Below are 15,777 nucleotides of genomic sequence, written 5' to 3'. Positions count from 1 at the left end.
AAAGGGGAGTCATGACCACCGCCTTGGAACCCGCCCTGTCGGTTCGTCAGGTCCTCACCCTGGACCGGGTGCTCGCCGGAGAGCCCGAGGTGGTGGCCGGTGCCGGACATCTCGACCGGCCTGTGCGCTGGGTGCATGTCGCCGAGGCGGCCGACGTGGGCGTGATGCTCAGCGGCGGCGAAATGGTCCTCACCACCGGGGTGCTGCTCGCCGGTGACCTGGACGCGCAGGCCGAGTACATCCGTTCGCTGCACCGCGCGGAGGCCGCGGCCGTGGTCCTCGGACTCGGCCGGGCCTTCCCCACGCCGCCGGACGTGATGCGCCGGGCCGCGGAGCGATGCGGGCTGCCCATGGTGGTGCTCCACCGGCCCTCCCCCTTCGCCGAGTTGACGGAGGAGGTCCAGTCCCGGCTGGTCCGCAGCAAGTTCGCGGCCGTGAGCCTCTCCGAGGCCGTACGGACCGCGCTCACCGGACTCATCACCGCGGGCGCACCCTTGCAGCGGATGCTCGACGAGATCGCCGGGCACGCCGCCTGCCCCGTCGTCGTCACCAACCTCGCCCACCGGGCCCTCGCCACGGCGGGAGAGCGGTCCGCCGTGGACGACGTGCTGCGCGACTGGGAGCGCATCGCGCGCCAGGCGGGCGGCAGCGAGGGCGCCGGGTGGATCCGGGCCGAGCTGGGCGGGCGCGGCGAACGCTGGGGCCGCATCGTGCTGTGCGGCTACCGCGGCGACGCCGCGACCGGTCGGCTGCTCGCCGACCGTGCCGCCGAGGCCCTGGTCCTGCACCGGATGCTCGGTGGCGCCGCGCACACCTGGGAGGAGGAGTCGGCGCAGAGCCTGCTCAACGACTTGGTGAGCGGTGTCGTACCGGCCCGGCAGCTGCTGCCGCGGGCGCGGGCGGCGGGACTGCCCGTCAACCGGCGGACCTTCGTGCCGCTGGTGGTACGGGACGGCGACCCGGCCCAGCTCGACCGGGTGCTCCGGATGGTGGGGCTCTCGGGGCTCGTCGCCGAGCTGGCGGACGGGGCCACCGCCGTGCTGCTCAGCCTCGCCCGCGACCAGGACGCGGAGGCGCTGGCCGGGCACTTCGCCGCCCGTCTGCGCCACGAGACCGGCGCCCCCGCGACCGTGGCCGCCGCCTCGCCGCGCACCGCCTGGGACGACGTCCCCGGCGGCCTGCGCGAGGCCCTGCACGTCGCCGAGGCCGCCGCCGGCGCATCCGCCGACCAGCACCACCCGGTGCTGGTGCGCCTCCGCGACGTGCATCTGCGCGGTCTGATACGGCTGCTGCGGGACGATCCGCACGTCCAGTCCTTCGCCGAGCGGGAGTTGGACGGGCTGCTGTGCGGCGCCGACGCGGAGCCGGAGCTGCTGCCCGTGCTGCGGACGTATCTCGCGACGGGCCGCAACAAGTCACGCACCGCGCAGCTCCACCACGTCAGCAGGCCCGCGCTGTACCGGCGTCTGGAGGCCATCGAGGCCCGACTCGGCGTGGATCTCGACGACTTCGAGCAGGCGGCGTCCGTACACATCGCCCTGCTCGCGCACGACGCACAACAACGGTGAGAACGATGGCGAAGCACGGCCCGCAACGGCGCCGAAGCACGACGCGCAACTACGACGAAACACGGAACAACTCAGGTGAAACATGGGACAACGCGGGAGTGACACCGTGGAACGGCACCGCACTTCAGACGTGACACGGTGCAACTCAAAGCCACCGTCCGGGCTTCCTAGGCTCCTGGGGCGGGCGTCGGAAGTCCCCTCTGCCCCACGACGCCCGGCACGCACTCTCGCCGCACCGGGCACAAGCCCAAGTACGTCCAGTACGAGGGCTTGCGCCCGGCACGCCGAGAGCACGCACCGGACGCCGCAGGGCCCGCTCTCCGGGCGGACGACGCCACTTCCGACGCCCGCCCCAGCACACCGAGCGACCGGAGGTCCCGATGAGCAGAGTGATCCGCGCCGCCGTCTTCCAGACCGCCTGGACCGGCGACAAGGAGTCGATGATCCAGGTCCACGAGCAGGCGGCCCGCGACGCGGCCGCACAGGGCGCACAGGTCCTGTGCTTCCAGGAGCTCTTCTACGGGCCCTACTTCTGCCAGGTCCAGGACAAGGCGTTCTACGCGTACGCCGAGCAGATCCCCGAAGGCCCGATCGTCCGGCGCTTCCAGGCGCTGGCCAAGGAACTGGGCATCGTCCTCGTCCTTCCGATGTACGAGGAGGAGCAGCCGGGCGTCCTGTACAACACCGCGGCGGTGATCGACGCCGACGGTTCCTACCTGGGCAAGTACCGCAAGACCCACATCCCTCAAGTGCCGGGATTCTGGGAGAAGTTCTACTTCCGTCCGGGCAACTCCGGCTGGCCGGTCTTCGACACCGCGGTCGGCAGGATCGGCGTGTACATCTGCTACGACCGGCACTTCCCGGAGGGCTGGCGTGCGCTGGGCCTCGCGGGTGCCGAGATCGTCTTCAACCCGTCGGCCACCTCGCGGGGTCTGTCGGGCTATCTCTGGCAGCTGGAGCAGCCGGCCGCGGCCGTCGCCAACGAGTACTTCGTGGGCGCGATCAACCGGGTGGGCGTCGAGGAGTACGGCGACAACGACTTCTACGGGACCTCGTACTTCGTGGACCCGGAGGCCCAGTTCGTCGGCGAGGTGGCGAGCGACAAGGAGACGGAACTCGTCGTCCGCGACCTGGACATGGCCAAGCTCCGCGAAGTCCGCGACCGGTGGCAGTTCTACCGCGACCGCGCTCCGGTGACGTACGGGCCGCTGACGGCGCCGTAGCCGTAGCCGTAGTCACAGCCGCAGCCGCAGCCGCAGCCGCAGCCGCAGCCGCAGCCGCAGCCGCGGCGCGCTCCGCGGGCCCGGCGCACGGGGGGCCGGGCCCGCGGAACCTTGTTCCTCCTGAAGAGACAGCGTTGACCTCAGCTTTCAACAGCTTCGGTATTTCCTCAGTGCACGCACGACCGGAAGGAGAGGGAGCATGAGCCGTACCGTCATCCGTGGTGGCCTCGTCATCACCGCGTCCGACGAGATCCATGCCGACGTCCTGATCGAGGACGGCCGGATCGCCGCCCTCGCCGCGACCGGCACCCCGGCAGCCGAGGCGTGGACCGCCGAGCGGGCCATAGACGCCACCGGCAAGTACGTGATTCCGGGCGGCGTCGACGCCCACACCCACATGGAACTGCCGTTCGGCGGCACCTTCGCCTCCGACACCTTCGAGACGGGCACCCGGGCCGCGGCCTGGGGCGGCACCACGACCATCGTCGACTTCGCGGTGCAGAGCGTCGGCCACTCGCTGCGCGAGGGCCTCGACGCCTGGAACGCCAAGGCCGACGGCAAGTGCGCCATCGACTACGCCTTCCACATGATCGTCTCCGACGTCAACGAGGAGACGCTCAAGGAGATGGATCTGCTGGTCGAGGAGGGCGTCACCTCCTTCAAGCAGTTCATGGCCTACCCCGGCGTCTTCTACAGCGACGACGGCCAGATCCTGCGCGCCATGCAGCGCTCCGCCGAGAACGGCGGCCTGATCATGATGCACGCGGAGAACGGCATCGCGATCGACGTCCTGGTGGAGCAGGCGCTCGCCCGCGGCGAGACCGACCCGCGCTACCACGGGGAAGTGCGCAAGGCGCTCCTGGAGGCCGAGGCCACCCACCGCGCGATCAAGCTCGCGCAGGTGGCCGGCGCGCCCCTGTACGTCGTGCACGTCTCGGCGCAGGAGGCGGTCGCCGAGCTGGCACGGGCGCGCGACGAGGGCCTGAACGTCTTCGGCGAGACCTGCCCGCAGTACCTGTTCCTGTCGACCGACAACCTCGCGGAGCCCGGCTTCGAGGGCTCGAAGTACGTGTGCTCGACGCCGCTGCGGCCCAAGGAGCACCAGGCGGCGCTGTGGCGGGGCCTGCGCACGAACGACCTCCAGGTCGTGTCGACGGACCACTGCCCCTTCTGCTTCGTGGGCCAGAAGGAGCTCGGCCGGGGCGACTTCTCGAAGATCCCCAACGGCCTTCCGGGCGTCGAGAACCGTATGGACCTGCTCCACCAGGCCGTCGTCGACGGGCGCATCTCGCGCTGCCGCTGGATCGAGATCGCCTGCGCGACCCCGGCCCGGATGTTCGGCCTGTACCCGAAGAAGGGCACCATCGCGCCGGGAGCCGACGCCGACATCGTCATCTACGACCCGCACGCCGAGCAGGTCATGTCGGTCGACACGCACCACATGAACGTCGACTACTCGGCGTACGAGGGCAAGCGCGTCACCGGCCGCGTCGAGTCCGTGCTCTCGCGCGGCGAACCGGTCATCACCGAGCGGGAGTTCACCGGACGCGCGGGTCACGGCGTCTACACCCCGCGTTCCACCTGTCAGTACCTTCTCTGAGCGACTAGGAGTGGCGCCATGGACTTCGGACTCGTCCTGCAGACCGATCCCCCTGCCTCCCGCGTCATCGAGCTGATGCAGCGGGCCGAGGGCAACGGCTTCACGTACGGCTGGACCTTCGACTCCGCCGTGCTGTGGCAGGAACCCTTTGTGATCTACAGTCAGATCCTCGCGAACACCGAGAAGTTGACCGTCGGCCCGATGGTGACCAACCCAGGCACCCGCACCTGGGAGGTCACCGCCTCCACCTTCGCGACGCTCAACGACATGTACGGCAACCGCACGGTGTGCGGCATCGGCCGCGGTGACTCGGCGATGCGCGTCGCCGGACGCAAGCCCAACACGCTCGCGCGGATCAGCGAGGCCATGAAGGTCATCCGCGCCCTCGCGCGCGGCGACGAGGCCGACCTCGGCGGCACCGTCGTCAAGTTCCCGTGGGTCAGGCGCGGAGCCCAACTCCCGGTCTGGATGGCCGCGTACGGCCCCAAGGCCCTCAAGATGACCGGCGAGGAGGCCGACGGCTTCATCCTCCAGCTTGCCGACCTCTATCTGACCGAGTACATGGTCAAGGCCGTGAAGAACGCGGCGGTCGAGGCCGGCCGTGACCCTGGGGACGTCAAGATCTGCGTGGCCGCGCCCGCGTACATCACCGAGGACGACTCGCCCGAGGCGCTCGCCCACGCGCGTGAGCAGTGCCGCTGGTTCGGCGGCATGGTCGGCAACCACGTCGCCGACCTCGTCGCCAAGTACGGCGAGCACTCCGCCGCCGTACCCGACGAACTCACCGAGTACATCAAGGCCCGCGAGGGCTACGACTACTCCCACCACGGACGCGCCGACAACCCCGACACCGCGTTCGTGCCCGACGAGATCGTCGACCGCTTCTGCCTGATCGGCACGCCCGAGATGCACATCGAGAAGCTGAACGCGCTGCGCGCGCTCGGCGTCGACCAGTTCGCGGTGTACGACATGCACGACGCTCAGGAGGCCACCATCGACGCGTACGGGTTGACGGTCATCCCGGCCGTCAACGGCTGACCGTGCTGCTGGGGGCGGCCGGTCTGTCTCCCGGCCGCCCCCAGCCCGCCGCGTGCCGTCCCACCGCGGCGCCTGTGTTCTGCCCGTACGCTCCCTGAGTTCCGGTACGTCCCCTCCCCGCTCTCCCGGGAAGGGGACTGGCCGCACCCGCACATCCCCCACGGCGTCACCCGCACCGCCTTTCCCGTCACTCCTCTCCTGATTGGCCTGCCCATGACCGAGACCGTCCCAGCGGACAGCCCGCCCGCCGCCCAAGTCACCCTCGCCGACGGCCGGGTGGAGATCGCCCCCGGCGCCCCCGCGCCCAGCGGCCCCTACGCCAACGACGACCTGCTGCCGGTCCCGGTCGAGAAGCGCACCTGGACCACGTACAACTTCTCGGCGCTCTGGGTCGGCATGGCCCACAACACCGCTTCCTGGACGCTGGCCTCCGGCCTCATAGCCATCGGCATGGACTGGAAGCAGGCCGTCCTCACCATCGCGCTGGCCAACCTGATCGTGCTGGTCCCGATGCTGCTCACCGGGCACGCCGGACCCAAGTACGGCATCCCCTTCCCGGTCTTCGCCCGCGCTTCGTTCGGTATCCGTGGCGCCAACCTCCCTGCCGTCGTACGGGCGTTGGTGGCCTGCGGCTGGTTCGGCATCCAGACCTGGATCGGTGGCGAGGCGATCTACTTCCTCGCCGGGAAGCTCTTCGGTGACGGCTGGGCGAACGCCGCCCAGGTCGGCGGCTACGCGTGGACCATGTGGCTGTCCTTCGCGATCTTCTGGGTGATCCAGGTCGCCATCATCTACCGGGGCATGGAGACGATCCGCCGCTTCGAGAACTGGGCGGCGCCCTTCGTACTCATCGGCGCCGGTGTGATGCTGTGGTGGATGAGCAGCAAGGCGGGCGGCTTCGGCCCGCTGCTCGACCAGCCCTCCAAGCTCGGCTGGGGCGGCGACTTCTGGAAGCTGTTCTGGCCGTCGCTCATGGGCATGATCGGCTTCTGGTCCACCCTGTCGCTGAACATCCCGGACTTCACCCGCTACGGCAAGAGCCAGAAGGCGCAGACCTGGGGCCAGGCGCTCGGCCTGCCCACCACCATGACCCTCTTCGCCTTCCTGTCCGTCATGGTCACCTCGGGCTCCCAGGCGGTGTACGGCGAGACCATCTGGGACCCGGTCAAGCTGGCCGCCAAGACCGACCACGTCGCCGGAATCCTCTTCGCCCTGGTCACGGTGCTGGTCGCGACCCTGTCCGTGAACATCGCGGCCAACCTGGTCTCGCCGGCCTTCGACTTCTCCAACATCGCGCCGCGGAAGATCAGTTTCCGCACCGGAGCGCTCGCCACCTGCGTGCTCGGCGTACTGATCTTCCCCTGGAAGCTGTACTCCGACCCGCAGGGCTACATCTTCACCTGGCTCGGCCTGGTCGGCGGACTGCTCGGCACGGTCGCCGGCATCCTCATCGCCGACTACTGGATCCTGCGCCGCACCAGGCTCGACCTCGCCGACCTGTACCGCACGGGAGGCCGCTACTGGTACGACGGCGGCTGGAACTGGCGGGCCGTCGTCGCCTTCGTCACCGGCGGCGTCCTGGCCATCGGCGGCGCCGACTTCCATCCGCTGATCGACGGACGGCCCATCGCGGCACTGGAGCCGCTGGCCGACTACGGCTGGGCGGTCGGGCTCGCTACGTCGATGCTGCTGTACGTGGTGCTGATGGCGCTGCGGAGCGAGAAGCCCGAGGAGGCCGCGGCCTGACGCGCGGAAGAGGGCGGTCAGCCCTTCTGACCGCCCTCCAGCGCGGCCACCGCTTCCTTGGCGGCTTTGATGGCGCCCTTGTTGATCTCGTCCGTACCGGGCGCCTTCTTCGTCTCGAAGTCACTGCCGTTGTATGTGATGGTCACCAGCGCGTTGGACGCGCGGGCGATCACCACTCCCTCACGGGTCGGCTGCTTGTCCTCGGTGGTGAGGTTCACGACGGAGTAGGCCGAGTCGCCGAGGCCGGGGACCGCGCCTCCGCCGCTTTTGTCCGCGATGCGGTCCTCATAGGACTTCTGCGCCGCTTCGTCCGTCTCCTTGATCTCGTACGAGACGTCGAGCCAGCGGTAGTCGAACCCCTTCAGTGCGTTCCAGGAGCAGGTGCGGCGCACGGACTTGTCGGTCGACGCGATCTCCTGGCCGGCCGTCTTGGCGCCCGGAACCAGGGACTCGACCGTCTTCTTCGTCACGCCGTCGCAGGGCTCGGGCGAGGCGGCGTACGTCTTGGTGGCCGCGGACGCCGCCGGGGCGGACGCCGAATCGGTGGCCTTTTGCGTGGGTTTGCGCTCGGCGGTCGTGGTCGCGGCGAACGGGCCGGACGACAGGGCCCAGCCCGCCGAGGCGAGCACGGCGACCGGCAGCAGACGCGCGGTCAGAGCGAGCGGCATAGGAAGAGAACGCACGGCGCACTTCTCGTGGGGGATGGTGCGGAAGGAGTCCGCACTGCGGACGGGACGCCAGTGTCACATGAGTCCTTGTGAGGCGGAAGTGCCAACTCGCTCTGTGCCTGTCTGGTGACACTTGCTCACTGTTGACGGGCTGTGGGATGACGTCCGTCGCCCTGCCTCGCTGTCACGAGCCAAACCGAGCCCCGAGGCGGACGCCGCGATCCGTCTCGTACGGGCGCAGGGGGTCTTCCAGGGCCGCGCGTGTGTCGGGCGAGACGGTCCGCCCGGGTGTGCGGGAGAGGATGAAGTCGACGGCGTCCGCGGCGTCCCGGCCCCACACCGTGGCCGTGTCGACCGGGGTCACGCTCACGTCGGCGTACCCGTGGAGGACCTCGAGGATGCGTGCCGGGTCGGACAGCGACGCCATCGCGACCTGCGCACCAACTACGGCCTGGACGCGTACGTCTTTGACGCGCTGCGGGCCGGCGCCAGCGGATTCCTGCTCAAGGACACCGAGCCCGCCGACCTGCTCCAGGCGATCGAGGTCGTCGCGGGCGGCGAGGCGCTGCTGTCCCCGTCCGTGACCCGCACCCTGATCGGGGAGTTCGTCGCCCGGCCCCCGGACCGGGCCACCGCGCCGGGCCTGGAGTGCCTCACGCGCCGCGAACGCGAGGTCACCGCGCTCGCCGCGCGCGGCTTCACCAACGAGGAGATCGCCGCGCACATGGTCATCAGCCCCTTCACGGCCAAGACCCACATCAGCCGGGCGATGACGAAGCTGTGCGCCCGTGACCGGGCCGAACTGGTCGTGTTCGCCTACGAGTCGGGACTGGTGACAGCGCGCGGGCACGCGGAGTGACGGCGTCCGCCGGGACCCCGTGCCATCATCGGCGCATGATCGCGATACGCCTCCAGTGGACCCGCCCGGCCGCCCTCGCCTGCGTGTTGGCGCTGGCCACGAGCGGATGCGGACTCTCTGCCGAACTGGACCGCGAGAGCAACCCCGAACGCCGCCCCACCCCGGTCCAGACCCACGCCGCCCCACCACCTGTGTCGGCGACCCCCGGGCCCTCGCCGTCCGTACCGGTCCAGCAGGCGCAGGGCTGCCCGCCGTCCGGCCTGCGTTTCGGCACCGGCCTCGTCAACGCGGCCATGGGACTGCGCGCCATGACGCTCACCCTCACCAACTGCGGCACACGGCCGTACGAGCTGAACGGTTACCCGTCCATCAGTGTCCTCGACGGGGAGGGCGCCCTGCTCACCGGCGTGCGGACCGTCCAGGGGACGGACAAGGTGTTCATGGCGCCGGACGATCCCGGCCCCTCGCCGCTGACGCTCGCGCCGGGCGAGACCGCGCGGGCGGGCCTGTACTGGCGGATGGCGGCCGAGGACGGTACGTATCTGCGGGTCGCGCCGGAACAGGGGCGTGACGTCACGACCGTACGCCTGGACGATCCCCTCGACATCGGCCCGGAGAACACGCTGGGCACGACGCCATGGGTCCCCGCGTCCGCGTCGTAGAAACCGAGCCCGGCGCCCCCCTGTCGTGTCCACCGGGCTTGTCGTGTCCGCCGGGCGCCGGGGTTACGGCACGCGCGCCGTCCACTCCGGAGACCCGAACTTCGTTCGCGCCAGCTGCTCCGCCCGGCTCTGCTCCTCCGGCGTCACCTTGCCGTCCGTCAGCCCGTACCGGCCGCGGAACGAGTCGATCATGCGCTCGATGACCGCCTCGCGCGCCAGCCCCGTCTGCCGGCGCAGTGGATCCACCCGCTTCTTCGCGCTCTTCGTGCCCTTGTCGGAGAGCTTCTCCCGGCCGATGCGCAGCACGTCGAGCATCTTGTCGGCGTCGATGTCGTACGACATGGTCACGTGATGGAGCACGGCGCCGGGGCCTCCGCCGGGTCCGACCACCCGCTTCTGGGCGGCGCCCGCGATTTTGCCCTGTTCTGTGGCGATGTTGTTCAACGGCTGGTACCAGGCCTTGATCCCCATGTCGCCGAGCGCGCCGAGCACCCAGTCGTCGAGATACGCGTAGCTGTCCTGGAAGGAAAGCCCCTGGACGAGGGCCTCGGGTACGGAGAGCGAGTACGTGATGGTGTTGCCCGGCTCCACGAACATCGCGCCCCCGCCGGAGATCCGGCGCACGATCTCGATGCCGTGGCGCGCGGCGCCCTCGGGGTCGACCTCGTTGCGCAGCGACTGGAAGCTGCCGATGATCACGGACGGAGCGCCCCACTCCCACACCCGCAGGGTCGGCGGACGGCGGCCCGCGGCGACCTCGCTGGTCAGCACCTCGTCCAGGGCCATGTGCAGCGCCGGGGACTGCGGACCCTCGTGGACCAGCTGCCAGTCGTAGTCCGTCCAGTCGGTGGCGCGCGCGAGTGCCCGGCGCACCGCGATGCCGATTCCCTCCGAGGTCAGGCCGTACATGACCGTGCCCTCGGGGAGCGCGGCGTCGATGCGGGCGGCCAGGCCCGTGGCGTCGGTGTCCGCCGGGGCGCCGTTCAGCGCGTGATCGACGGCGTCCAGCGCCTCGTCCGGTTCGAGGAAGAAATCGCCCGCCACGCGCGCGTGCCGCAGCACTCCGCCCTCGACGTCCAGATCCACCACGACGAGCTTGCCGCCCGGGATCTTGTACTCACCGTGCATCGATCCGCCTCCGTTCCGCTCCATGAGCACCAACGTCGTCCCTGGGCGAATGATTCCGATCATCCCGGTCCATCCGGACAGACGCGGGGTGCCGTGCGCGAGGTCGTCTGCATGCGCTTTTGCCGATCTGAGGAGCATTACCGAGCGTGGGCGACGGGACCGAGGGACGCTGTGGTGGCTGCCGGGGCGGTGGCAGGTACGGCGGAGCAAGGCTCGGCCCGATCCCGGTGACGCATCATGTGGAGTGCGTGGCGATTCTGGAGCCTGCCGGAAAGGGCTCCTGACTTGCGGTTTTGGGTGGTGTGCGCTGTGGGCGTTACGGGCGATATCTCGACGCATGTCTGACGCCCGCGGCGATGTTTGACGCACATTCTGACTAGTTGTCAGGTGCGGAGGGGGTGCTGCCAACCCGGCTCTGAGCGGGCTGGCAGCACCCCTTCTCGTTGATCGCGGTGTCAGATCAGGGGCCGGTCCCGGCCTTGGTACTGGTGGGCTCGCATATTCAACTATCGCCGGTTCTCTGCGAGAACGAACAATCCGGTGACGGTGTGTGGTCGTAGTTCAGTAGGCTCGCCACGCCTGAGACTGGTAGCGGCAGCACCTTCAACCGGCGTCGCGACCGTCCGGAGGAGCCTTGCCCGGCACGGGACCCTGTGTCGCTCCCGACGCCTGATTCTCAGCCGGGTTGCTCGGCCATGACGACCAAACCCGGCCCGCTTTGCTCATCCGCAGGGAGCCGAAGTTCGGCGACCGGGCGCAGTCCAGCCCGCTCGATCAGGTCCACCAGTTGTTCCGGCCGCCATTTGTGTGTCGTCCAACGAACGGGTACACCTCCGTAGGCCTCGGTGCGCACCGCAACCCGGCCTTCGCGGGTGCGGTCAAGGACAGTTACGTGGACCGCGAGGAGCGCAAGGGCAAGGGCGCCTCGGACCACGCGCCGGACGTCGTCGACCTGGACATCCCCAGCTCCTAGCCGCTGCGCGGCACGAGCCGCGTCAGGTCGATCGACTCCGCCATCGCCCGCAGCCCCGCGTCCCCGGGGTGCAGATGGTCGCCGCTGTCGTACGCGGGCAGCATCCGCTGCGGGCGCTCCGGGTCGCGGACCACCGCGTCGAAATCGAGGACCGCGTCGTAGACGCCGCCGTTGTCCCGGATGAACGCGTTGATCGCCGTGCGCCGTGCGTCGGCCTCCGGCGTGCAGCCGTTCCAGCCCTCGCAGGGCACGATCGTCGCGCCGACCACCCGCAGCCCACGGGCCCGCGCCCGGTCCGCGATGGACCGCAGCCCGGCGATCACCTCCTCCGCCGAGGTGCCGCGGAGCACGTCGTTGACGCCTTCGAAGACCACGACCGTACGGGCCCCGGTCTGGGCCAGCACATCGCGGTCCAGCCGGTGCTGGGCGCTCACGCCGCCGATGTCCGTGCTCACCCCGTCGCCCGGGTAGCGGTCGGTGACGACGCGGTTGGCCGAGATCCCGTGGTTGAGCACGCCGTACCGCGGCACGTCCGACTGGGCGCTGAGCCGCCGCGCCAGCTCGTCCGGCCAGCGACGGTTGCCGTCGACGGTCGACTTGTCCCCGTCGGTGATGGAGTCCCCGAGGGTGACCACGGACCCGGCCCCGCCGACCGTGTCGACGCCCGTCAGGAATGGCCAGTTGGTGATCGTGCCGGTGTAGAGGCCGGCGCCGCTGTCGCCCGTACGGTCGCCGCTGCCCGGCGCGCTCACGTACGAGCGCTGGTACGCCCGCGAGTGCACTGGCGCGGCGGTGACCGTCCCCGGCAGATGGATGCTGACCAGCAGATTCGTCCCGGCGGGCACGGCGAAGGGCAGCGGGTCGCCCAACGCCTCGGCGCCCGCCGGGATCACCGTCCCGGGCCGCCCGTTGAAGCTCAGCCGCCGCGGCGGGCCGTCGGCCGCCGCGCCCGCCGCCTGCACGGCGACCGAGGCGGAGCCGATGCGTACCGGCCCGGCGGCGAAGGTGTTGGCGAGCCGGACGCGCACCGCGGGCCCGCCCGCGCTGGTGTGGACGACGAGCCGCAGGGTCCGGTCGGTCCACGGCCCGACCGCGGCGTAACTGGAGGTGCTCGCCGACCAGCTGCCGGTCCAGCCCCCCGCGGGCGTGCGGACGGCTGCCGCGAAGACGTGCAGATCCGCGCCCGTGCCCGGGTCGTCGGGCAGCACGACGGAGGAGATCTCGCGGCCCCGCACCACCGGCACCGCCACCGCGTACAGCCGCGCCTTCTCGGCGCGTTGCCCGTCGGGGGAGTTGACGTGGGGGAGGGCGACGGCCTTGGTGCTGAGCGGCCCGGTGCGCCAGTCGGGGGCGGTGAGGGTGTAGGAGCTGGTGGAGCCGTCGCGGTAGTGCACGGTCCCGGTGCCGCGCACATCGGCGGCCGCCCCGGTCCCGGCGACGAGGAAGGACAGCGCATCGCCGCGGCCGCGCAGCCGTACGGCCTGGCCATCGGCCCGTACGTTGTCGGGACCGCCGCCCGGCTCACCGGCCGCCGTCCGGGGCCAGGTCAGCCGGGCGCCGTCGATCGCGAGCGTGCGGCCGGGAGTCCAGCCCGCGGCGGACAGGTCCTGGGTGGACAGGGAGTTGCCCGAGCCGTCGAAGTCGGCCCCGGAGGGGCGGTCGTCGTCGCTGACCGCCGTATTGTCGAAGAGCCGCTCCAGGGGGAGCGGCTCCGTACGGGGTGCCGGCGGGGAAGATGCCGCGACTGTGGGGGCGCCCGCCGTGACGAGGGAGAGTGCCACTCCTCCCACGACGATTCCGACCGTCCGGCGTCGTCCTGCCTCGAGCATGGCCGCCCCCTCCTGCATCCGCAGTGATCCGACCGGTGCGGGATGAAAGTAGGGAGACCGGTGGGGGACGTCAACGCTCCTGGTGTGAACTGGTGTTGAATTCCGTCCGCCGGGCGCTTCTGTGGTGCCGGACGGAGGATGGATGCGAACCTCAGCGTATGAAGCTCCCGTTCACGGACGACTGGCGCAAGCGGTACGGCCCGGCCGAAGGCATGTCCGTCGTGGGCGCGCCCGTGCAGGACCCCGAGGGAGTGGCCGAGCTGCTCTCCGCATGCGAGCTGCTGCGCAGCCGGGCGGCCTCGGCCGCTCTCCGACTCGACGACTCCGCCCGCACGTTGGAGACCCTGGACCAGCTGCTGCCGCGCCGGCGCGACGACCCGGAGGAGCTGACCTGGCTCGGCAACGACGCGGGCCTCTACCTCGGCACGGTCATCATCCGTACGGTGCCTGGGGCGGCCTGGCAGGTGTGGCCGAATGGGCGGCCGGTGGTGCGGCCGGCCTCGGGCCGCGAGATCGACGTCGTACAGGCGGGCCTCGACTGGGCCGCGGCCGGCGCCCCCGAGCTGTCCGAGGTCTACGCGGAGGCGTCGGAGAGCTGGCAGCGGGTGTGCGCCCGTGCGCCGGAACATGGCGATCCGGGCCAATAATACGGTTATTGCCCGCTTGATGCGTGTCGTGGGGAAGGGCGGCATTCGGCTGGATAGGTTGCGCTGACCGCGACCCGACAGCTGAGAGTGGGCAGAGCTGGCCATGGCCGCAGAAGGAGCCGCCACCGGCACCGCAGCCGATCCGTTGATCGAGCTGTCCGACGTCAACAAGCACTACGGGAGCCTGCACGTCCTCCGGGACATCAACCTCACCGTCGGCCGCGGCGAAGTCGTCGTCGTCATCGGCCCCTCCGGCTCCGGCAAGTCCACCCTCTGCCGCGCCATCAACCGCCTCGAGACCATCGAGTCCGGCACCATCAAGGTGGACCGGCAGCCGCTGCCCGAGGAGGGCCGGGCGCTGGCGAAGCTGCGCTCCGACGTCGGCATGGTCTTCCAGTCCTTCAACCTCTTCCCGCACATGACCGTGCTGGAGAACGTCGCCCTCGCCCCCACCCGCGTCCGCGGCCGCAAGAAGGAGGACGCCGAGCAGCGGGCCCGGGAACTCCTCGGCCGCGTCGGACTCGCCGACCAGGCCGTGAAGTACCCGGCGCAGCTCTCCGGCGGCCAGCAGCAGCGCGTGGCCATCGCCCGCGCGCTCGCGATGGATCCGAAGGTCATGCTCTTCGACGAGCCGACCTCGGCGCTCGACCCGGAGATGATCAACGAGGTGCTGGAGGTCATGCGGCAGCTCGCCGGCGAGGGCATGACGATGGTCGTCGTCACCCACGAGATGGGCTTCGCCCGCGCCTCCGCGCATCGCGTCGTCTTCATGGACAGCGGGCGGATCGTCGAGGACCGCACCCCCGAGGAGTTCTTCACCGCGCCCGAGAGCGACCGGGCCAAGGACTTCCTGTCCAAGATCCTCGAGCACTGAGCGGGAGGTGACGCCATGGACGCCCTGAAGCCCGCACGCGCCAGCGCCGTACGTACGATCGCCGCCGCCCTCGCGCTCATCGCGGTCACCCTCCTCGCCGCCGCCTGCGGCAAGGAGGGCAGCCCGCCCGTCAAGGGCCCGCAGCCCGAGCAACTGCCCCACTACCAGGTCGCCCAGGACTTCGAGCTGCCCGACTCCCCGACCTGGCGGAAGGCGCGGGCGCGCGGCCACCTGGTCGTCGGCGTCAAGGAGGACCAGCCCTTCCTGGGCGAGAAGGACCCGGCCACCGGCGCGTACACCGGATTCGACATCGAGATCGCCAAGATGATGTCGGCCTCGCTCGGCTTCGACCCGGACACCATCCGGTTCGTCACCATCGCCTCGGCCAACCGCGAGACCGCCCTCCAGAACGGCCAGATCGACTACTACGTGGGCACGTACACCATCAACGACCTGCGCAAGCGGCAGGTCGGATTCGCGGGCCCGTACTACATGGCCGGCCAGTCGCTGCTGGTGCGGGCCGACGAGGAGGACATCAAGGGCCCGCAGGACCTGGCCGGCAAGACCGTCTGCTCCGCGTCCGGCTCCACCCCGTACCAGCGGTTGCAACGGGAGTTCCCCGAGGCCGAGGCCGTCTCGTACGACAACTACTCGATCTGCGTGGACAACCTCCTCACCCTCCAGGTGGACGCCGTGACCACGGACGACACGATCCTCCTCGGCTACGCGGCCAAGGTGCCCGACGAGCTGAAGGTCGTCGGCAAGCCCTTCTCGCAGGAGCCGTACGGCATCGGAGTCCCGCGGAACGACAACGCGCTGCGCTTCGCGCTCGACGACGCCATCGAGGAGCGCGAGGCCGACGGCGACTGGAAGAAGGCCTACGACGTCACGCTCGGCCTCTCCGGCGAGCCCGCCCCCAAGCCGCCCCCGGTCGACCGCTATCCGGCGGACTGACCGACCGA

At 70.6% G+C, this 15,777-nt stretch carries 13 protein-coding genes and 2 pseudogenes; 11 read left to right on the top strand and 4 right to left on the bottom strand.

Going from position 1 to position 15,777, the window contains the following annotated elements; genetic code table 11:
- The first annotated feature begins 11 nt into the window (after positions 1-11).
- The 5 genes from C4B68_RS06730 (at position 12) to C4B68_RS06705 (ending at position 7,175) form a co-directional block, all read left to right on the top strand.
- On the top strand, positions 12-1,568 hold the full coding sequence (locus C4B68_RS06730; protein WP_099498494.1) for a PucR family transcriptional regulator: 1,557 nt from the start codon (positions 12-14) through the stop codon (positions 1,566-1,568).
- A gap of 380 nt (positions 1,569-1,948) precedes the next feature.
- Positions 1,949-2,791: a nitrilase-related carbon-nitrogen hydrolase gene (locus C4B68_RS06720; protein WP_099498493.1), complete on the top strand. Its 843-nt coding sequence runs from the start codon at positions 1,949-1,951 to the stop codon at positions 2,789-2,791.
- Between the two features lie 199 nt (positions 2,792-2,990).
- Positions 2,991-4,391 carry a dihydropyrimidinase gene (gene hydA, locus C4B68_RS06715; RefSeq protein WP_099498492.1) on the top strand — a complete coding sequence of 467 codons (1,401 nt, stop codon included), beginning with the start codon at positions 2,991-2,993 and terminating at the stop codon, positions 4,389-4,391.
- An 18-nt stretch (positions 4,392-4,409) separates the two neighbouring features.
- The gene (locus C4B68_RS06710) at positions 4,410-5,429 is read left to right on the top strand and encodes a TIGR03842 family LLM class F420-dependent oxidoreductase (RefSeq protein WP_099498491.1); all 1,020 of its coding nucleotides are present in this window, start codon (positions 4,410-4,412) and stop codon (positions 5,427-5,429) included.
- 213 nt (positions 5,430-5,642) lie between these two features.
- On the top strand, positions 5,643-7,175 hold the full coding sequence (locus C4B68_RS06705; protein ID WP_167459021.1) for an NCS1 family nucleobase:cation symporter-1: 1,533 nt from the start codon (positions 5,643-5,645) through the stop codon (positions 7,173-7,175).
- A 17-nt stretch (positions 7,176-7,192) separates the two neighbouring features.
- Here the strand turns inward: C4B68_RS06705 and C4B68_RS06700 are convergent, their stop codons facing one another.
- Positions 7,193-7,858, bottom strand: coding sequence for a hypothetical protein (locus C4B68_RS06700; RefSeq protein WP_099498489.1), 666 nt, complete (start codon positions 7,856-7,858; stop codon positions 7,193-7,195).
- Between the two features lie 205 nt (positions 7,859-8,063).
- Between C4B68_RS06700 and C4B68_RS06695 the strand changes: the two genes are divergently transcribed.
- Both C4B68_RS06695 and C4B68_RS06690 read left to right on the top strand, forming a co-directional pair.
- Entirely contained in the window at positions 8,064-8,702 is a 639-nt protein-coding gene (locus C4B68_RS06695; protein ID WP_099498989.1) for a LuxR C-terminal-related transcriptional regulator, read from the top strand.
- A 35-nt stretch (positions 8,703-8,737) separates the two neighbouring features.
- Positions 8,738-9,364, top strand: coding sequence for a DUF4232 domain-containing protein (locus C4B68_RS06690; protein ID WP_099498488.1), 627 nt, complete (start codon positions 8,738-8,740; stop codon positions 9,362-9,364).
- A 63-nt stretch (positions 9,365-9,427) separates the two neighbouring features.
- Here the strand turns inward: C4B68_RS06690 and C4B68_RS06685 are convergent, their stop codons facing one another.
- Both C4B68_RS06685 and C4B68_RS44660 read right to left on the bottom strand, forming a co-directional pair.
- Positions 9,428-10,492, bottom strand: coding sequence for a lipoate-protein ligase LplAB (locus tag C4B68_RS06685; protein ID WP_099498988.1), 1,065 nt, complete (start codon positions 10,490-10,492; stop codon positions 9,428-9,430).
- A 676-nt stretch (positions 10,493-11,168) separates the two neighbouring features.
- Positions 11,169-11,345 (bottom strand): annotated as a pseudogene (locus C4B68_RS44660) (SAM-dependent methyltransferase); the annotation flags it as partial.
- Between the two features lie 3 nt (positions 11,346-11,348).
- Between C4B68_RS44660 and C4B68_RS42410 the strand changes: the two are divergent.
- Positions 11,349-11,465: pseudogene (locus C4B68_RS42410) on the top strand (exodeoxyribonuclease III); the annotation flags it as partial.
- On the opposite strand, the gene C4B68_RS06675 reads toward C4B68_RS42410, so the two are convergent.
- Entirely contained in the window at positions 11,462-13,294 is a 1,833-nt protein-coding gene (locus C4B68_RS06675; RefSeq protein WP_099498487.1) for an SGNH/GDSL hydrolase family protein, read from the bottom strand. The pseudogene C4B68_RS42410 and the gene C4B68_RS06675 sit on opposite strands and share 4 nt — an antisense overlap.
- 158 nt (positions 13,295-13,452) lie before the next feature.
- On the opposite strand from C4B68_RS06675, the gene C4B68_RS06670 reads away from it, so the two are divergent.
- The 3 genes from C4B68_RS06670 to C4B68_RS06660 all read left to right on the top strand — a co-directional run bounded on the left by C4B68_RS06670 (position 13,453) and on the right by C4B68_RS06660 (position 15,769).
- Positions 13,453-13,941, top strand: a complete 489-nt coding sequence (locus C4B68_RS06670; protein ID WP_099498486.1) for a DUF6278 family protein — start codon at positions 13,453-13,455, stop codon at positions 13,939-13,941.
- 103 nt (positions 13,942-14,044) lie between these two features.
- The gene (locus tag C4B68_RS06665; protein ID WP_099498485.1) at positions 14,045-14,815 is read left to right on the top strand and encodes an amino acid ABC transporter ATP-binding protein; all 771 of its coding nucleotides are present in this window, start codon (positions 14,045-14,047) and stop codon (positions 14,813-14,815) included.
- Between the two features lie 15 nt (positions 14,816-14,830).
- Positions 14,831-15,769 (top strand): glutamate ABC transporter substrate-binding protein, encoded by a 939-nt coding sequence (locus tag C4B68_RS06660; protein ID WP_099498484.1) that lies wholly within the window; start codon positions 14,831-14,833, stop codon positions 15,767-15,769.
- Positions 15,770-15,777 lie beyond the last annotated feature (8 nt).

This window comes from Streptomyces dengpaensis (assembly GCF_002946835.1).
In the GTDB taxonomy this organism is placed as follows: Bacteria; Actinomycetota; Actinomycetes; order Streptomycetales; family Streptomycetaceae; genus Streptomyces; species Streptomyces dengpaensis.
Note: the sequence above shows the minus strand (reverse complement) of the source record. Positions and strands in the feature narration are given on the sequence as shown.

What these genes read in the sequence shown, in the direction of transcription:
- C4B68_RS06665 (WP_099498485.1), top strand. Translation starts at nt 14,045, where the DNA reads ATGGCCGCAGAAGGAGCCGCCACCGGCACCGCAGCCGATCCGTTGATC.
- C4B68_RS06675 (WP_099498487.1), bottom strand. Translation starts at nt 13,294, where the DNA reads ATGCTCGAGGCAGGACGACGCCGGACGGTCGGAATCGTCGTGGGAGGA.
- C4B68_RS06670 (WP_099498486.1), top strand. Translation starts at nt 13,453, where the DNA reads ATGAAGCTCCCGTTCACGGACGACTGGCGCAAGCGGTACGGCCCGGCC.
- C4B68_RS06705 (WP_167459021.1), top strand. Translation starts at nt 5,643, where the DNA reads ATGACCGAGACCGTCCCAGCGGACAGCCCGCCCGCCGCCCAAGTCACC.
- C4B68_RS06660 (WP_099498484.1), top strand. Translation starts at nt 14,831, where the DNA reads ATGGACGCCCTGAAGCCCGCACGCGCCAGCGCCGTACGTACGATCGCC.
- C4B68_RS06730 (WP_099498494.1), top strand. Translation starts at nt 12, where the DNA reads ATGACCACCGCCTTGGAACCCGCCCTGTCGGTTCGTCAGGTCCTCACC.
- C4B68_RS06720 (WP_099498493.1), top strand. Translation starts at nt 1,949, where the DNA reads ATGAGCAGAGTGATCCGCGCCGCCGTCTTCCAGACCGCCTGGACCGGC.
- C4B68_RS06690 (WP_099498488.1), top strand. Translation starts at nt 8,738, where the DNA reads ATGATCGCGATACGCCTCCAGTGGACCCGCCCGGCCGCCCTCGCCTGC.
- C4B68_RS06710 (WP_099498491.1), top strand. Translation starts at nt 4,410, where the DNA reads ATGGACTTCGGACTCGTCCTGCAGACCGATCCCCCTGCCTCCCGCGTC.
- hydA (WP_099498492.1), top strand. Translation starts at nt 2,991, where the DNA reads ATGAGCCGTACCGTCATCCGTGGTGGCCTCGTCATCACCGCGTCCGAC.
- C4B68_RS06685 (WP_099498988.1), bottom strand. Translation starts at nt 10,492, where the DNA reads ATGCACGGTGAGTACAAGATCCCGGGCGGCAAGCTCGTCGTGGTGGAT.